Origin of the sequence: Bradyrhizobium sp. B124, from assembly GCF_038967635.1 — a bacterium.
Classification (GTDB): domain Bacteria; phylum Pseudomonadota; class Alphaproteobacteria; order Rhizobiales; family Xanthobacteraceae; genus Bradyrhizobium.
Genome location: NZ_CP152413.1, coordinates 4596781 through 4613970, shown reverse-complemented (window position 1 = coordinate 4613970; position 17190 = coordinate 4596781). Strand labels below are relative to the sequence as shown.

Below are 17190 nucleotides of genomic sequence, written 5' to 3'. Positions count from 1 at the left end.
TCGGTTCTGATTCAATCAGAACCGAAATTGCTCTGGTCCATGATCTCGACCGTGGCCGAACGCCCGGCGACCAGTGCGATGCGATCCGGCAGGTGATCGAGCGCGATGCGCACCGGAACGCGTTGTGCGAGCCGGACCCAGCTGAAGGTCGGATTGACGTTAGCGAGCAGGTTCGCGCCGTCCGTTCGGTCGCGGTCCGCGATGCCGGCCGCAATGCTCTCGACATGTCCGGTGAGCCGGACCGGCTCACCCATCAGCCGGACCTGCGCCTTGTCGCCGACGCGAATGCGCGCGAGCTTGGTCTCCTCGAAATAGCCCTCGACATGCAGCGTATCGGTGTCGACCAGCGCCATCACGCCCTTGCCCGCGGTGACGTAGGCGCCGGGCCGCAGGTCCATATTGGTGATGGTGCCGTTCACCGACGCGTGGACTTCGCTGCGATCGAGGTTGAGCTGCGCCACCGCGCGATCGGCGACCGACTGGTCATAGGCGGCCTTGGCCTGAAGCTGGGTGGCCAGTACCTGCTCCTGCTTCTGCTGCGACACCGCATCGGTGGTCAGCGCGCTGTAGCGTTTGAGGTCGGCGTCGGCTTGATCCAGTGTCGCGCGATGGCCGGCGACCGCAGCGTCGGCCTGCTGCAATGCCAGGGCAAAGCGGGCGCGATCGATCCGGAACAGGATATCGCCGCGATGCACTTGCTGATTGTCCTTGACCAGCACGTCGGTGACGAAGCCGGAGACGTCAGGAGCTACCTGAACCACGTCGGCGCGGACCCTGCCGTCGCGAGTCCACGGCGACTCCATGTAGTAGATCCAGAGCGCGCGGCCGACGGCGAGCGCGGCGACGAGTGCGATCGCGGTCAGCGCGACCCGGCCGAGCCAGGCGAAATTCCCTTTCATGGCAGAAACTCCGAAAGATAGACGACGACGCCCAGCAGACATACGTACAGGGCGAAATTGAACAGCGCGCGATGCCAGACCAGCCGGTAGAGCCCGAAGCGCTGCATGATCCGGCTGATCCCCGCGCTCAGCGCATAGGCCACGATCAGCCACAGCAGCAGCGCCGGGACCAGGACACCGTAGATGTCGAGCTCATATCTCATGCAGCAAAACTCTCCTCCGGCTGCGATCGATACGCAGGCGCATCCGGAAACAGGCCGCGGCGGATGCCGACGAGGCCGAGCAATGCATCGTCCCGCGCGCGTTCATTGGGATCCTTGACGACCGCGGTCACGGCCGCATCGACGCGCGACAGCAATTCGGCCGGCAACGCCTCGTCCGCATGGGCACGAAACGCCGCCGCGAGGTCGTCCAGCATGTCGTCGATGGTGCGCACGGTCGATGCGGCGAGGCCGTAACGGGCTCGCCTGAGGTCGATGATGTTGAGCCCGATGCGCAGCTGGACCAGGCTGTCGGCATCGCGGCGGTCGCTCTCGGAGATGAAGGCGATGCGCTGGACCAGGAGGCCGAGCCGATGCAGCATCAGACCGGCGAACTGCGCGCGATCGCCGTGGCCGCGCCGCTCGGCCGCGACCGCAAGCGTCTGCCAGCCCGACGTCATCAGCCGCTTGGCGATCCATTCGGCGCCGACGCCGCGCGCGACCCGCGTCACGATCTCGGCGATGACGACACCGAGGAAGAAGGCGACCGACGTGTTGGCAAAACCGGCAAAATCGGCGCTGTAGGTCGATTGCAGCGCCAGCAGCGTCGCGGTGTTGGCGGCGAGCGCCATGCCGATCGGCGCGGTTTTGGGCCGCGCGATCAGGAAGCCGTACAGCAGGAAGGTCGGCGCCAGCGCGGCGATCAGAACCTCGACATGGGAGATGCCCGGCACCAGTGCGAATTGATAGATCGCGACGACGACGATCGCGACCAGCGAGAACAGGCCGAAGGCCCGGATGCTGCGCGCCGGCTCGTCCTGCGCGGCGAAGAAGGAGCAGGCGACCGCGGCCATCATCGGCGCCGAGGCGCCATCGGCCCAGCCGGTCGCAATCCACAGGCCGCAGCAGATCAGGATGGCGACCGCCGCCCCCGCGGCAGACCACAGCGCCATGCCGTGGTCGCGATGACGGACCGGCGCGGCGCCCGATTCCGGGTGGAACGCCAGCGGGACGGTTGAGATATCCTGGCCCGCGGCAATCGCATCGCCGATTGCGCGGCAGTCGGCCGAGATGTCGACGAGCTCGCGGAGCCGGAGCAGCAGGCTGATCGTGATGATGCGCTCGCGCGGCGCGAGGCCGTCGAGGGCAGATTGCCGCTCGGCGATCGCAGCGCGGATCTCGTTGCCGGATTGCCGCTGGCGATCGTCGTCCACGATCCATGCGGCGAGATCGCCGATCAGGCGCCGCAGCTCCGGCTGCCTTGGCAGCGCCGCTTCGCCGAGTGCGGCGAGCCGGTCTTCGATCGACGTGATGATCGGCAGCAGCATCAGCATGCGCAGCCGGACCTCGCCGAGGCCACGCGCGGTGCCGGCATCGGCCAGCCGGTCATAGGCGACATGGGTTGCCAGCGTATCGATCTCGACGATGTCGGTCGCAAGGCGAAGGCGTTGGGCCCGGCGCGTCTCGCTGGTCCCGCGATCAAGCAGTACGTCGCGGGACAGGCGGCGCGCATCCGACAGCCAGCTCCTGACGCGGCCGCCGACCGCCGGCGCGACGCTGCGCGGGAACACCACGGTCGACACCAGGCTCGCACAGATGATGCCGAGCGAGATCTCCTCGACCCGCGCCAGCGCAACATCGAAGATGCTGCCCGGGTCGGCGACCGACGGAAAGCCGATCAGTGCGACGGTATATCCGCCCAGCATGAAGACATAGCTGCGCGGCGTGCCGTCGAGCAACGACAGATAAAGGCACAGTCCGACCCAGAGCGCGATCGCGAGGCACAGCAGCTCCGGCGCATTGATCAGGTTCGGCACCAGGGCGACCGTCATGCTCGCGCCGACGAGGGTACCAATCACGCGGAAGAACGCCTTCGAGCTGGTCGCGCCGGCCAACGGCTGCGACGTGATATAGACCGTCGCCATCGCCCAATAGGGCCGCGGCAGATCGATCGCCAATGCGATGACAAGCGCCAGCATCGACGCGGCGAACGTCTTCAACGCGAAGATGAGGTCCGCGTGGCGGACCAGGAACGGCTCTTCCGCGCGCATGACTATTTCGCCTCTGCAGCGGTCTTGGCTAGAGCGGTCTTGGCTAGAGCGGTCTTGGCTGCAGCGCTCTTGGCGTCTTGCAGGCGGCTCGCCCGCGCCTCGATGCGCTGCAGCGTCTCGAAGGTTATCGCAAGTTCCTCGCTGCCGATATCCTTCAGCACGCTGGCCCGCACGCGCCGCAGCACCCGGTTGGTTTCCTCGACCTTGGCTTCGCCGGCCGCGGTGAGATGCAGTGTCTTGGCGCGCCGATCGGTTGGGTCCTCGCGACGCTCGACCAGGCCTTCGGACTGCAGCAGATCGATCAGCCGCACCAGTGAAGGCCCTTCGATCCCCAGTTCGTCGGCGAGCACGCCCTGGCGGACGTTCTCGCCCTGCCGCGACAGCACCAGCAGCGGTATAGCCGTCGCGTAGGACAGGCCGTGATCGGACAGCGCCTGATCCGACTCGCGCCGCCAGATCCGCGCGAGCCTGGTGATCAGGCGGCCGATCTCGGCGTGGATATGGGATTGCGAAGGAGGCACGCAAATTAGATAGGATGCGAACTATTAGGATGCAATAATATTGCTTCGAGCGTTGCCGATGATCACGCAAATGCGATCACGCGGCAGGGGCGTCGACGTGGCCGGTGCTATCGAGGTAGCGGAACATCCCACCCCAGCACGCCGACTTCCTGGCCGGGAAGCGACAGGAGGTTGAGAACATGCGCAGTCGCCCCCGCAGATGCATAATAGACAAAGCAGCTAATCATCGCGCCAGAACCGTCTTCGATCGCGCGGATCGTGAGCGCGCCGAGTCTGGTGTTCTGCGCCGCCAGGCCGACCAGCCAACCGAGCTATTCGTACGACAAGCTCTCGGATCGATCGGTCGACAGACCGGCGAGCAACATTGCCTGTCCTTGAGCTCGGTATGCCGCGCGGCAGCGAGCAGAATCCGGAGGACGTGATCGTGCTCCGGGCGAAGCTTCACAACGCGCGAATAATATTAGACGACACCGCCGCGTCTTACGGATCGAGCTCAGTATCCCAGTAGAGATAATCGAGCCAGCTCTCGTGCAGATAGTTCGGCGGGAACAGCCGGCCGTTGCGGTGCAGCTGATGCACGGTCGGTGCATAGGGCGTCTGCTTCGGGAACATCTTGGCCTGTTGCGGCGTCAGATTGCCCTTGCGCAGATTGCACGGCGAGCAGGCGGCGACGACGTTCTCCCAGGTGGTCTGGCCACCCTTGCTGCGCGGAATGATGTGATCGAAGGTGAGGTCGTCGCCCGACAGGCAATATTGGCAGCTGAATCGGTCGCGAAGGAAAACGTTGAACCGGGTGAAGGCGGGGTGGGTGGTCGGCTTGACGAAGGATTTGAGGGAGACGACGCTCGGCAGCTGGATTTCGAAGGAAGGACTTCGTACCGCTCGGTCGTAATATTCGACGATGTTGACACGATCGAGGAACACCGCCTTGATCGCGTCCTGCCAGGACCAGAGCGACAGCGGGTAATAACTCAGCGGCCGGAAGTCCGCATTCAAGACCAGCACCGGCCAACCGCCTTGCGAGACATGTGCGTTCAAATAACGCTCCTGATCTCCCATTAGCTGCGAAGCAGCATGCACTCACATACTACAGGCAGCGTGACGGGATTGTGAAGAGCAATGAGCGGCTTATCCGCCATGCCCTGCCATGTTCCTGCCCCGATTGCCTCCCGCCCGCGAGGCCCGTAAAGGGAGCCGCAAGGCCCTGTCGGCCAGTGACGGACCCTGCCGATGACCACGACCACAAGCTATCTCGAGGCGCCGCGCCGGTTGCGCGCATTTGTGCGTGCGCACGAGACGAGCCTCGTGGTGCTGGCGCTGCTGATCGGCGCCATTGGCGGCCTCGTGGTGGCGGTCATGAGCGGCCTCGTCACGGTGCTGCATTCGGTGCTGTTCAATCTGCCGCTGGGCGATCGGCTGTCGAGCCAGCCCAGCATCGATCCCGTGCGCGCCCTCGTGGTTCCCACGGTTGGCGGGCTGGTGCTTGGAGTAGCGTTCCTGCTGCTGCTCAGGGTCCGGCCGGCCCGGGAAATCGACCCGATCGAGGCCAACGCGCTTTATGGCGGCCGGATGTCGTTCCGCGGCAGCGTGATCGTGGCGCTGCAGACGATCTGGTCGAGCGGCGTCGGGGGCTCGGTCGGGCTTGAGGCCGGCTACACCCAGCTTTCGAGCGGCCTGGCCGCCTCGCTGGGCCGCGGCTTTCATCTCCGCCGCAACGACCAGCGAATCATGGTCGGCTGCGGCGCGGCGGCGGCGATCGCGGGGGCCTTCAGCGCGCCGCTGGCGGGCGCGTTCTACGCTTTCGAACTTGTGATCGGCGGCTATACGCCGGCGAGCCTGACCCCGGTCGGTGTGGCGGCGGTGGCCGGCTATTTCGTCGCCCATGCCTTCGAGCCGCTGCCGCTCGGCGTCGGCGTCGGAACCGTCGGCGACGTGCTCGGGCGGGATCTTGCGATCGCCGCGCTGCTCGGCGTGGTCGCGGCCCTGACCGGGATTGCGATCATGCGCGGGGTGGCGCTGTGCGAGACGCTGCTCGCCAAGACCCGGCTCTGGCCGCCGCTGCGGCCGGCGCTGGGCGGGCTTGCGGTCGGCGCCATGGCGCTGCTGACGCCGCAGGTGATGTCGTCGGGCCATGGCGCGCTGCGCTTCGCCGGCATCGTGGCGATGCCGCTCACCTTCATCGCCGGCGTGTTCGCGCTGAAGGCGGTGGCCTCGATCGTCTCGCTCGGTTCGGGCTTCCGCGGCGGATTGTTCTTCGCGACGCTGTTCATGGGCGCGCTCGGCGGCCGGCTGTTTGCGGCCGGCGTCGACATCGTGTGGCCGGGGCTCAATCTCGATCCCAACGCCTATGCCGTGATCGGCATGAGCGCGCTGTCGGCCTCGGTGATCGGCGGTCCATTGACGATGTCGTTCATCGCGCTGGAATCCACCGGCAATCTCTGGCTCACCACCGCGGTGCTGGTCGCGGTCATCATCTCGACCACGATCACGCGCGAGTTGTTCGGCTATTCGTTCGCGACCTGGCGGCTGCATCTGCGCGGCGAGACCATCCGCAGCGCCGCCGATATCGGCTGGATCCGCGATCTCACGGTCGGCAAGATGATGCGGCAGGACATGACGACGGTGAACGCCGCGATGCCGATCGAGGCGTTTCGCGAGGAATTCCCTCCCGGCTCGAAGACCCAGGTCGTCGCGATCGACGGCGAGGGACGTTATGCCGGGCTCGCGCTGGTCGCGGAGGCGCACGCGCCCGATCTCGAGGCCGACAAGGGGCTTGCCGCCATCCTGCGCTACGCCGACGTGGTGCTGCATCCTGCCATGAACGTGCAGGAGGCGATCGCGGTGTTCGACGCCGCCGAAGCGGAATCGCTCGCGGTGGTCGAGGACGATGGCGACCGGCGCCCGATCGGCCTGCTCACCGAAGCGCACGCGATGCGGCGCTATGCGGAAGAATCCGAGCAGCGCCGCCGCGAGGTGATCGGCGAGATTTGATTGCGGCGGGCGTGATCATCGTGTGGTGCTCGCTATTTGATCCGTCATCCTGAGGCGCGAGCGGAGCGAGCCTCGAAGGATGCACGGCCACCAGCCGGGCCGTCGACCCTTCGAGGCTCGCTCCGCTCGCGCCTCAGGGTGACGGGTTAGAGGGATCGCTTCGATACGCTAAAACTACACTGTCACCCGCTCCAGCTTCTGCAGGCACCGCGTCAGGCGCACCGCGGCCGGCACCTCGGTATCCGGAAAGCTGGTCTTCCAGTCGGTGACGCCGACTTCGCCGACATAGATGTCGCCGCGCGAGTCCAGCGCGATGCCGTGCGGCGCCAGGAATTTGCCGGTCTCGACGCCGGGGCCGTGCTCGCCGCCGAGCCGGGCGATGCGCTTGCCGGTGTGATCCACGATCGACAGCCGCGGGCCGAGATTGGGCACCTTGCGGTTGACCGCCATGCCGGGGCCGAGCTCGCCGATCACGAAGTTCGGCTGCTTGCCGCCACCGCAGCAGCACAACGCGCAGGGCCGGTGCAGATTGTTCCACTGCGTCTCGTATCTGCCGTTGCCGTCGAACACCTGCACACGGTGATTCTCGCGGTCGGCGACATAGACCCAGCCGTCGGCGTCGGTCGCGATGTTGTGCACGATGTTGAACTGGCCGGGATCGGTGCCGGGCTCGCCCCAGGTTTTGATCAGCCTGCCGTCCGGCGAGTATTTGTGGACGCAGGCATTGCCATAGCCGTCCGAGACATAGATCTCGCCGTTCGGCGACAGCGCGGTGTGGGTGCAGCGATGGAACGGCTCGCCGCTCATGAACGGCGCCGGCTTGTTCGGGATGCCGATCGTCAGCAGCACCTTGCCGTCGGTCGAGCACTTGCGCACGGTGTGGTCGCCGTCGTCGGTGCAATAGAGATTGTCGTCGGCATCGATATGCAGGCCGTGGGCGCGTGCGAACACGCCTTCGCCCCAGCTCCGGATGAAGTTTCCCTCGCGGTCGAGCACCACCATCGGATGTTCGCCGCGGTTGAACACATAGACACGGTCCTTGCTGTCGACCGCGACGGAGGCGACATCCGTCAGGCTCCAGCCGTCGGGGAGTTTTGCGAAGTTCTCCACCACGCGATAGCGGTGCTCGCCGGTGCCGAGGATGGTTGGCATTGCTCGTCCTCTTTCTTCTCGTCATTCCGGGATGCGCGAAGCGCAGGCCCGAAATCCATTCGTCCGCAGAGATTGTGGCCCAATGGATTCCGGGTTCGCGCTACGCGCGCCCCGGAATGACGGCTGACTACATTAGCCTCGCCACCGGCCCGACATCGCGCGGCAACAGGCCTTCCTCAATCGCCTTGATCTGCAGCGCCAGATAACGCGAGTTGATGCGGCATTGCGCGAGGCTGCCGGCGATGAACCACAGGCCGGGCTGCGGCGTGCGCGTATACATGTTGCGCAGCTCCTGGCCGTCGCCAAAACCCCAGATCGGGCCGACCCGCGCGGCCATCACCTCGCCGAACAGCCTCTTCACCAGCTCTTCCTGCGGCCGGTAGCCGGTCGCGAGCACGATCAGGTCGGCGGCAACCGTGTCGCCGCTCTTCAGCCGCGCGCCTTCGCGCACGAAGGTCTCGATGTCGGCAAATTGCTTCAGGGCGATCGCGCCGCTCGCGACGAGATCGGAGCAGCCGACGTTGAAGTAATAGCCGCCGCCGCGGGTCAGGTACTTGAACTGCCAGCCCGTGCCGCCGTCGCCGAAATCGAGCTTGAAGCCCTTGCGCGCGAGACCGTCGAGCAGCGGTCTATCGAGCTCCTTCGACTGCTCGGTCATCAGCACGTGGCTGCGTTTGGCGAGCGCCAGCGGCATCGAGGTCGCGATCAAATCGTTGTCTTCGAGCGAGCCTTCATTGTAGGCGGCATAGGCCAGCTGCGCGGAGGGCTCGATATTGGTGATCAGGGTCGAGGAGCGCTGCACCAACGTGACCTCGGCGCCGGAGGAGTGCAAATCCTGCGCGATGTCGTGGCCGCTATTACCGGTGCCGATCACCAGCGCGCGCTTGCCTGCCCAATGTTCGCCGTCTTCATAGCCGCTCGAATGCAGCACCTTGCCGGAGAAAGTCTTCAAGCCGGGGATATCAGGCACGCTCGGAATGCCGCTGACGCCGGTCGCCATCACGACATGGCGCGGCTGCAGTTTCCGCGTCGTGCCGTCGGTGCGGCGCAGCTCGATGGTCCAGCGTCCCTGTGCGTCGTCATAGCTGCCGCCGACGAATTCCGTTCCGGTCCAGAAGTTAAGCTCCATGGCATCGACATAGGATTCGAACCAGTTGGCGAGCTTGTCCTTCGGGATGTAGGTCGGCCAGTTCGGCGGGAACGGCATGTAGGGCAAATGATTGACCTGCACCTGGTTGTGCAGGGTGAGCGCGTGGTAGCGCTTGCGCCAATTGTCGCCGACGCGCGCCTCGCGGTCGACGATCAGCGCATCGATCTTGAGCTGTTGCAGCCGGGCGGCGATCGCAAGCCCGGCCTGTCCGCCGCCGACCACCAGCACGTCGGGATCGTGGTCGGCATATTCGGCGGCCGCCTTGCGCAGGTCGAGCCAGTTGGGTCCGCGGAAATCGCGCGAATAGGCCTGTCCACGCGGTCGTGTGTTTCCCTGCTGCTCCTCGAATCCCTTCAGTTCCTCCAGCGCGGTCAGCAACGTCCAGGCCTTCAGCCGATCGCCGTCGGCGGCGTCAGGGATCAGCCGCACGATGCCGTAGCCGCGGCCGACAGCGGTCTCGAACTTGAAGATCGCCTCGATCGCGTTCGTGCCGGCGCGCATCACCCGGCGGGGCGGCGCGCGCTCGGCATCGATGCGGAAATCATGCGGTGCGCTGCGACGGGCATGCGCGGGCAGCTCCTCGACGATGGCGAAGGCGCGGTTGACGGTCTGGATGTTCCAGCTCAGCGCCAGCACGTCGCGCCAATAGCTCTCGGGATGGAACAGCGGCTTCAGCAGCACATCGTCGGGGCCCGCCAGCGCATCCTCGAACTGCACAAGCCAATTGTCGGCGGCGACCGAAATATCGTCCGTCTTGTCGAGCATTGAGCGTTTCTCGTCATCGGCCGCCCTTGGTGACGTTTTCTTGGCGGCGTTCCCTTGCCCGCAAGCCTATACCCATTGGTGAGGCCGCAGAAAGGGCGCGACGGGATATCGCCTATTCGGCCAGCGACAGGATCAGGCCTTGATCCGGCGGAACGCGGCCCTGCAGGGTATCGAGATAGGCCTCGCGCACCGCGGCCGGGCCCCGCCGCTCGACGACATCGAGCCAGTCGGGCAGACGCGGCACGAGCTCCGTCCATGCGGCGCCGAAACGCTGGTCGATGCCGCCGGGACCCCATTCCTTGGCGCGCTTGCGGATCTGGTCCGGTGCGAAGAACCACACCGGCTTGGCGCCGGGCAGCGTCGGCTCGTCCGGCTCGCTCGCACGATGGGTGAGCCCGACCCGGCCCGAATAGACCATCTGCGCACCGAAGTGCCGGTGCAGCGTCTCGCGTAGCGCGCTGTTGCCGGCCATGTCGACATAGGCCACAGCCTCGGCCGCCGGGATCGCGGTGACCTGGTCATAGGTGACGACCTCGTCGTAGCAGCCGAGCGAGGTGACGAAATCGACATTGCCCTTCGAGGTCAGCCCGATCACCCGGATACCTCGTTTGTGCAGGAGATGGGCGAGCCCGAACGCGGTCTTGCTCGAGGCCGACGACAGGATGACGCGGCGTGCACCGTAGAACTCGTTCTCGGCCAGGAAGTCGTCGACCAGGAACGAGAGCATGAACAACGGCAGCAGCAATGCGCGGAAATCGCCCTGCTGGCCGGCATAGGTCGGATCGCCGGAGACGCGGGCATAGGCGTTGTAGACCGGCGAGACCTCCTGCCGGTGCGCGGCGCCGTCGCGCAGGCCACGCTTGCTGACATCGGCCGCCTCGATCACCAGATGGGTCGCCATCGGGAAATAGCCGAACAGCGTTTCGCCGGCTGCCACCGCGGGATGCTTCGAGGCCAGCACCTCGCCGAAGCCCCACACGGGGATAATGCCGTACCCGTCGGGCGCCGGGAACAGGTGCCAGTATTTCAGCTGCTCGCCGATCACGGCGTAGGTGATGTTGTTGGCGGTGAAGGCGAAGCGGGTCACCTTCACCAGCAGCGCATCGGCCGGCAGCGCCGCGGCGTCGGGCAGCTGCGTCTCGATTACCTTGCATTGCTGCAGGTCGTTGCGGATGACGATGAAGTCGGTGGAGTTCATGGCGATGATCCCGGCGTCAGATGCGCCGGCATCGTTGCGTCGATCGCCGGCCTTTTGCAACAGCAACTAAGTTTCAAACGCCGTTCGCCTCACCGTCACCTTGGTTAGCGAAGCTGCCCTTCGCGGTAGAGATCGCGCAGCTTGCGCTTGAAGATCTTGCCGGTGGCCTCGCGCGGCAGCGCGTCCAAGAAGCGGATGTCCCTCGGCACCTTGAAATTGGCGAGCTTGCCGCGCAGGAAATCCTGGATCGCCGCGACCGACAGCGTGCTGTCCGCTTCCGGCTCGACGCAGGCGAACAGCCGCTCGCCATACTCGTCGTCGGGCACGCCGAATACGGCGCAGTCGCGGACGCCTGCCATGCCGATCAGGGTATTCTCGATCTCCGCGGGGTAGATGTTGACGCCGCCCGAGATCACCATATCGCGCTTGCGGTCGCACAGGAACAGATAGCCGTCAGCGTCGAGATAGCCGACATCGCCGACGCTGATCAGGCCGTCGTGATCGGCCTCGGCGCGTGCCTTGGCGTTGCCGTGATAGTCGAAGTCCGAGATCAACGTTTGGCGCATGAAGATCTCGCCGGGCTCGTCGACGTCGCATTGCGTCCCGTCGGGCCGGAAGATCTTGACGATGCCGCCCTCGATGGCGCGGCCGACGGTGCCGGGCTTGGCCAGCGCCTCGGCCGACGAATGCCAGACCGGGATGCCGGTCTCGGTCGAGCCGAGATATTCGTTGATGACCGGTCCCCACCACTCGATCATCGCGCGCTTGACGTCGACCGGGCAGGGCGCCGCGCCGTGCACGATGAAGCGCAGCGACGACAGGTCGTAGCGGCGCCGTGTCTCTTCCGGCAGGCGCAGCAGCCGCACGAACATGGTCGGCACCATATGCATGTGGGTGACGCGGTGACGCTCGATCAGTTGCAGCAGATCCTCGGGATCGAAACGCGGTTCGAGCACGATGCTGCAGCCATTGCGGAACGCGAGCATGCCGTAGGAATGCGGCGCCGAATGGTACATCGGCCCGTTCATCAGGATCACCTGATCTTCGTCAGGCTTGACGCCGTAGGTGATGGCGCCGATGCGGGCCGCCGCCGGCAGCTGCTCGGGACGCATCGGCTTGCGCCGCACGCCCTTCGGCAGTCCGGTCGTGCCCGAGGTGTAGAACATCGGCGCGGCGCCGAGTGGGGCGTCGGTCAGCGGCGCATGGGTGTCGCGCCATTGGTCCCAGTCGGCGACGCCGTCGGGCACGCGCGTGAGTTCCGGCGCCACGCCATAGGCTGCGGCGATCTCCGGCGGCGTCGTCACCACCAGGAGCTTGATCCCCGGCGGCAACCCGTCGCGGATCTGCGGCAGCAGATCGGCGTGGCAGACCAGCGTGTCGGCGCCGCTGTCGGACAAGATGTAGGCGACCTCGTCGGCCTTCAGATGCCAGTTGATCGGCACCACCGGGCTGCCGAGCGCGGCTGCGGCCGCGACCACCTCGAACAGCGCGAAATCGTTGCGTAGCATCATGCCGACCGGCTTGCCGCCCTGAACGCCGAGCGCGCGGAAGCCGGTCGCCGCCCGCGCGATACGGGCGTGAATGTCGCTATAGCTGATCTGCCTGTCGCCGCTGATGATCATGGCCGATTCCTCCAGACGATCATGCAGGCGTCAGGCACTGGCCCGCAAGAAGTCGCTACGCGCCGCGGTGAACTCCGCCTTCAGCCGCGACACCAGTTCGGCGACCGGCGGGGCGTCGGTGATCTGGCCGATGCCCTGGCCCGAGCCCCAGATGTCGCGCCAGGCCTTGGCCTTCGTGTTGCCGCCGGAGCCGAAATTCATCTTGGACTTGTCGGCGACCGGCAGATTGCCCGGATCGAGTCCTGCCGCTGCGATCGACGGTCCGAGATAGTTGCCGTGCACGCCGGTGAACAGGTTCGAATACACGATGTCGTGCGCGGCGTATTCGGTCAGCGCCTGCTTGTACCTGATGTCGGCATTGGCTTCCTCGGTCGCGATGAAGCGGGTGCCCACATAAGCGAGGTCGGCGCCGAGCGCCAGCGCCGACGCGATGCTCCAGCCGTCCGAGATCGCGCCCGACAGCAGGATGGTGCCGTTGAACCACTGCTTGACCTCGCGCACCAGTGCGAACGGCGACAGCGTGCCGGCATGGCCACCCGCGCCGGCGCAGACCAGGATCAACCCGTCGACGCCCTGCTCGGCGGCCTTGCGGGCGTGCTTCACGTTGATGACGTCGTGGAACACCACGCCGCCATAGGAATGCGCGGCTTCGACGATTTCGGACGGCGGACGCAGCGAGGTAATGATGATGGGCACCTTGTGCTTCACGCAGGTTTCCATGTCGTGCATCAGCCGGTCGTTGGAGGCGTGGCAGATCTGGTTGACCGCGTAAGGGGCGACCTTCTTCTCCGGATGCTGTGCCTGGTACTCGCCGAGCTCGTTCTCGATCTGGGTCAGCCATTCGTCGAGCTTCTCGACCGGGCGGGCGTTGAGTGCCGGGAATGAGCCGACGATGCCGGCCTTGCACTGCGCGATCACGAGCTCGGGCCCCGAGACGATGAACAGCGGAGAACCGACGACCGGCAGTTCAAGCCGGTTGGCGAGCGAGGCGGGCAGCGACATTGTTCGGATCCTCCATGCGCGCCGCCCGGCCGGTGCCGGGGCGGATCGCGATTTGTTGTGATGGCTGGAGCGGCGGCTCCCTTGGCGCGGCAATATAAGGCTGGACGGCTGCGTCATGACGTTCAATATTGAACAGCTGATTGGCCAGAAATGAACAAAGGCGCGGGCGGCGGCATGGACTGGGAGCTTTGCAAGACGTTCGTCGCCGTGGCTGAGACGCGCAGCTTTGCCGGGGCGGCGCGGCGGCTGCGCATCAGCCACCCCACCGTCGGGCGCAACGTCGCGGCGCTCGAGAAGCAGCTCGGGACCCGCCTGTTCGCCCGTTCGAATGACGGCCTGTCGCTGACATCGCATGGCCGCAAGTTCCGCGAGCACACCGAGGTGATGGCGGCTGCGGCCCTGCGCGCGGAGGCCGCAGCGTCCGCCACCGGTGCGCAGGCCCGCGGCGTCGTGAAGCTGTCGATCGGCGCGACGCTGGCGGCGCATTGGCTGATGCCGCGCCTCGGGCCGTTCCTGCACGATCACGCCAATATCCAGCTCGAGATCATCACCCATCCGTTTCCGGCGAGCGTCCGGCGTCGCGAGGCCGACGTTGTGCTGCGGCCGGTCGATGCCGGCGACGAGAACCTGATCGGGCGCAAGATCGGACGGCTCGGCGCCGGCTTCTACGCGTCACGCGGTTATGCCGCTGGACGCAAGCTGCCGGAGCGGCCGGACGAGTGGCGGGGGCACAGCGTGATCGGATTTGCCGACCAGGCCTCGAATGCGCGGCTGGCGCGGTGGAGCGATGTCATCACGCGGCAGGGCACGCTGGTGATGCGCTGCTCCTCGCAGGGCGACATGCTTGCGGCGGCGCGCGCCGGGCTCGGGATTTGCGCGCTGTCCTGTCTGGTCGGGGCCGACTATCCCGATCTGGTTCGGGTCGCTCCGCAAAAGCTGTCGAGCCTCTCCGATCTCTGGCTGCTCGCCCATCCCGATCTGGTCGAGCTCCCCTCATTGCGCGCCGTCATCGGCTTCGTCACCGATTGCGCGCGCGAGGACCGCGTCAGGCTGCGCGGTTAGCTGTGTTTTCAGGCGCGGGCCCGCCATAACGTTACCGCGAGCAACATGAAGGCAGCGCAAGTCCACAGCGACTGCCAATTCTCTGGCCCTTCGTTGAGCCCTGTGTAGATTGCGGCTGCAAGGAAAATGCCGGCAAATATCGATTCCGCCAGAGGGCGGTTTCCCTTCCCGGGAGGATTGAGCAGCGTCAAGGCTGCAAAGGGCACCGCCGCCATCGTGAGGGGCGCGAACGGAAAATCGATGAAGCGCGGGTCGAAGATAAGGCCGAGTGCTGTCGCTGTGCCGATCACGGCGGTGACCATCAAGGCCAATCCGTGCATCGTCACCAGTATCGATTCAGTGTGGTAGCCCCTCGGACCCAGCAATTCGGCAAAGCTGGGCGGTGCGCGGCCCGACATCAGGGCGTTGGCGCCGAACACCGGCGAGGCCGTTGCCGCCACAAGAAGCGAGCCCCACACAAGCCAGCCTCCGGTGCCGTAGCTTTCATAGACCAGTCGCTGCGCGGCGACCCCGAACAGGATTCCGGCTGTGGTCGCAGAGAGTCCAACCGCAAGCCATGACACGAGCCTTGCTTCCTTTGGCTCCCTCGGCTTGCGGCGCAAGGTCAGCCATGCCGCGCCGAACACCAGGATCGCCAACGCCATTCCGCTGCACATTTGCAGTTTCCAGAACGGAAAATTGCTGATCGGCAGGCCAGCCGGATACTTCAGTGTTCGCTCTTCGGAATCGAACAGGCCCCAGGAGCCGCCGACCGTGCCCTCGATCTCGCGCTTCCATCCTTCATCGTACGCCTCGAACAGGTTGACGCGGAAATGCTCACGCCGGGCGAGGTCGAGCACTTCCGAGACCACCCGCGCCTGATTGACGCGTGACGGCAGCGCAGACTCGCGCATGCGCCCCTCGCTCGGCCAGCCTACTTCTCCGATAAAGATTTCCTTGCCCGGAAAAACCGCCGCGATCTGCCGGCGCATCTCGTCAGCGTGGGCAGCGGCACGTTCCGCGGGGATCGGGATGTTCTCCCAGTACGGCAGGATGTGAATCGTGATGAAGTCGACGGCGTCGGAAAGTTCGCGATTGCTCAGCCAGAACTCCCAGACGTCGGCATAGGTGACGGGAACGCTAACCTGCGCCTTGATCGAGCGGATCATGGTGGCGAGGTCGGACGGCGACATTTCCTTGCGCAGCAAAACCTCGTTGCCGACCACGAGCGCGATGATCGTGTCGGGATATTCCTTGGCGAGGCGTATCGCCGTTTCGACCTGCGTTGCATTCTTCTTTCGGTCCCGATCGAGGAAAATGCCCTGAATGACTTTCAGCCCCGCCTTGGCTGCGAGCCCGGGAATCTGATCGAGACCGAGATCGGTCGCATAGGTGCGGATGCAGTCGGATATCTTCGCGAGTTGCGCGAGATCTTCCGCGATCTGTTCCGGTGTGACCTGCGTCGCGGGAGCAAGTGATGTCTGATTGTTGCGGAACGGGGCGTAGGAGATGCACTGGACTTTATCGCTCGGATCGATCGGAGCGCGCACCAGGCTGACCGGGATGCCCAGCCACCACCACGCCGCGGCGATAGCCCCGAGGGATATCAGGAGAAGCGTCAGCGGAGTGCGAAGTGAAACCAGGTCCGTCCTCCTTGCAGGAAGGATGTGCTGGGCAAAATGGGCGAGGCCGGCAAATTGAATGAGTATTCGTCTGTTGATGCTATAACACGCGTTCACGCAGTTGGAATGTTTTCTCGACGACCTACTTCGCGCCGGCGATCACGCCTTCGCGATTCCTGAGTACGCGATAATATGCCCACCACAGATGCGCGGCGGCGCCGCGCAGCGGACGCCACGGCTCGGCAAGCGGTGCCATCTGCTTCGGCGTCGGCCGTTCCTTCAGCCCGAGCCCGACCTTGACCGCTTCCTGGACGGCGAGGTCGCCGGCCGGCCACGCATCGCCATGGCCGAGGCAGAACAAGAGATAAACGTCGGCGGTCCACGGGCCGATCCCGGGCAGCGCGGTCAGCGTGTTGTGCGCGGCATCGGCCTCTTCGTTGGCGAGCACGTCGAGGTTCAGCCGCTCCTCGGCGAGCTCGCGCGCGATGTGCTTCAGCGTCTTGATCTTGGCCGCGGAGAGCCCGAGCCGGCCGAGCCGGTCGGCCCGCGCCTTGCGGATCGCATCATGGTGGAACGGGTCGAATGCCTGGCTGACGCGGCCCCATATCGCGGCAGCACTCGCGGTCGACAGCTGCTGGCCGCAGACGATCGCGGCAAGCCCCGCAAACCCCGGCTCGCGCTGCCGGATGGCCGGCATGCCGGTCAGTTCGAGGATCGGGCGCAGCCGGCGATCCTGGTCGACCAGCTTCTGGATCGCCTCGTCAAGGTCGGCCTGGGTTTCGAGATGGATCAGCATTGCGGGATCTGCATTCGGCTTGTCATGCGCGGGCTTGACCCGCGTATCCATCTCCTATCGTAACAGAGTCTTGTCCAGCCGCATGGTCCGGAAAAGTGGAAACCGGTTTTGCTTCGCGACAAACGCCAGGCGTTTGCGCGAAGATCATGCCCAAACAAGGATCGCCGGGTCGAGCCCGGC

14 protein-coding genes are annotated in these 17190 nt (G+C 65.7%); 2 read left to right on the top strand and 12 right to left on the bottom strand.

Features of this window, described 5'->3' with window-relative positions; genetic code table 11:
- Nucleotides 1-11: 11 nt before the first annotated feature.
- From AAFG13_RS22130 to AAFG13_RS22110, 5 genes are all read right to left on the bottom strand, one after another.
- Nucleotides 12-899, bottom strand: a complete 888-nt coding sequence (locus tag AAFG13_RS22130) for an HlyD family secretion protein (protein ID WP_212318296.1) — start codon at nt 897-899, stop codon at nt 12-14.
- Nucleotides 896-1102, bottom strand: a complete 207-nt coding sequence (locus tag AAFG13_RS22125; protein WP_173639069.1) for a DUF1656 domain-containing protein — start codon at nt 1100-1102, stop codon at nt 896-898. The genes AAFG13_RS22130 and AAFG13_RS22125 overlap by 4 nt, the downstream gene beginning before the upstream one ends.
- Nucleotides 1099-3150, bottom strand: a complete 2052-nt coding sequence (locus AAFG13_RS22120) for an FUSC family protein (RefSeq protein WP_212318294.1) — start codon at nt 3148-3150, stop codon at nt 1099-1101. Before AAFG13_RS22120 ends, AAFG13_RS22125 begins: the two co-directional genes overlap by 4 nt.
- 2 nt (nt 3151-3152) lie before the next feature.
- Nucleotides 3153-3671, bottom strand: a complete 519-nt coding sequence (locus AAFG13_RS22115) for a MarR family transcriptional regulator (RefSeq protein WP_342708196.1) — start codon at nt 3669-3671, stop codon at nt 3153-3155.
- Between the two features lie 480 nt (nt 3672-4151).
- Nucleotides 4152-4709 carry an HNH endonuclease gene (locus tag AAFG13_RS22110; RefSeq protein WP_016845270.1) on the bottom strand — a complete coding sequence of 186 codons (558 nt, stop codon included), beginning with the start codon at nt 4707-4709 and terminating at the stop codon, nt 4152-4154.
- Nucleotides 4710-4901: 192 nt separating this feature from the next.
- Between AAFG13_RS22110 and AAFG13_RS22105 the strand changes: the two genes are divergently transcribed.
- Entirely contained in the window at nt 4902-6662 is a 1761-nt protein-coding gene (locus tag AAFG13_RS22105; RefSeq protein WP_212318290.1) for a chloride channel protein, read from the top strand.
- Nucleotides 6663-6836: 174 nt separating this feature from the next.
- Here the strand turns inward: AAFG13_RS22105 and AAFG13_RS22100 are convergent, their stop codons facing one another.
- The 5 genes from AAFG13_RS22100 to AAFG13_RS22080 form a co-directional block, all read right to left on the bottom strand.
- Nucleotides 6837-7814 (bottom strand): peptidyl-alpha-hydroxyglycine alpha-amidating lyase family protein, encoded by a 978-nt coding sequence (locus tag AAFG13_RS22100; RefSeq protein WP_342708194.1) that lies wholly within the window; start codon nt 7812-7814, stop codon nt 6837-6839.
- 127 nt (nt 7815-7941) lie between these two features.
- Nucleotides 7942-9729, bottom strand: a complete 1788-nt coding sequence (locus AAFG13_RS22095) for an NAD(P)/FAD-dependent oxidoreductase (RefSeq protein WP_342708193.1) — start codon at nt 9727-9729, stop codon at nt 7942-7944.
- Between the two features lie 112 nt (nt 9730-9841).
- A complete protein-coding gene (locus AAFG13_RS22090; RefSeq protein ID WP_342708192.1) occupies nt 9842-10927 on the bottom strand; it encodes a DUF2855 family protein in 1086 nt (361 codons plus the stop codon).
- Between the two features lie 104 nt (nt 10928-11031).
- Nucleotides 11032-12549: an acyl-CoA synthetase gene (locus tag AAFG13_RS22085; RefSeq protein ID WP_342708191.1), complete on the bottom strand. Its 1518-nt coding sequence runs from the start codon at nt 12547-12549 to the stop codon at nt 11032-11034.
- A 30-nt stretch (nt 12550-12579) separates the two neighbouring features.
- Nucleotides 12580-13551 carry a nitronate monooxygenase family protein gene (locus AAFG13_RS22080; RefSeq protein WP_342708190.1) on the bottom strand — a complete coding sequence of 324 codons (972 nt, stop codon included), beginning with the start codon at nt 13549-13551 and terminating at the stop codon, nt 12580-12582.
- A gap of 174 nt (nt 13552-13725) precedes the next feature.
- Between AAFG13_RS22080 and AAFG13_RS22075 the strand changes: the two genes are divergently transcribed.
- Nucleotides 13726-14613 (top strand): LysR family transcriptional regulator, encoded by an 888-nt coding sequence (locus AAFG13_RS22075; RefSeq protein ID WP_342713375.1) that lies wholly within the window; start codon nt 13726-13728, stop codon nt 14611-14613.
- Between the two features lie 8 nt (nt 14614-14621).
- Here AAFG13_RS22075 and AAFG13_RS22070 read toward each other — a convergent pair whose 3' ends face one another.
- Nucleotides 14622-16214, bottom strand: a complete 1593-nt coding sequence (locus AAFG13_RS22070; protein ID WP_342713374.1) for a glycosyl hydrolase family 17 protein — start codon at nt 16212-16214, stop codon at nt 14622-14624.
- A 142-nt stretch (nt 16215-16356) separates the two neighbouring features.
- Nucleotides 16357-17010 carry a DNA-3-methyladenine glycosylase 2 family protein gene (locus AAFG13_RS22065; RefSeq protein WP_342713373.1) on the bottom strand — a complete coding sequence of 218 codons (654 nt, stop codon included), beginning with the start codon at nt 17008-17010 and terminating at the stop codon, nt 16357-16359.
- Nucleotides 17011-17190 lie beyond the last annotated feature (180 nt).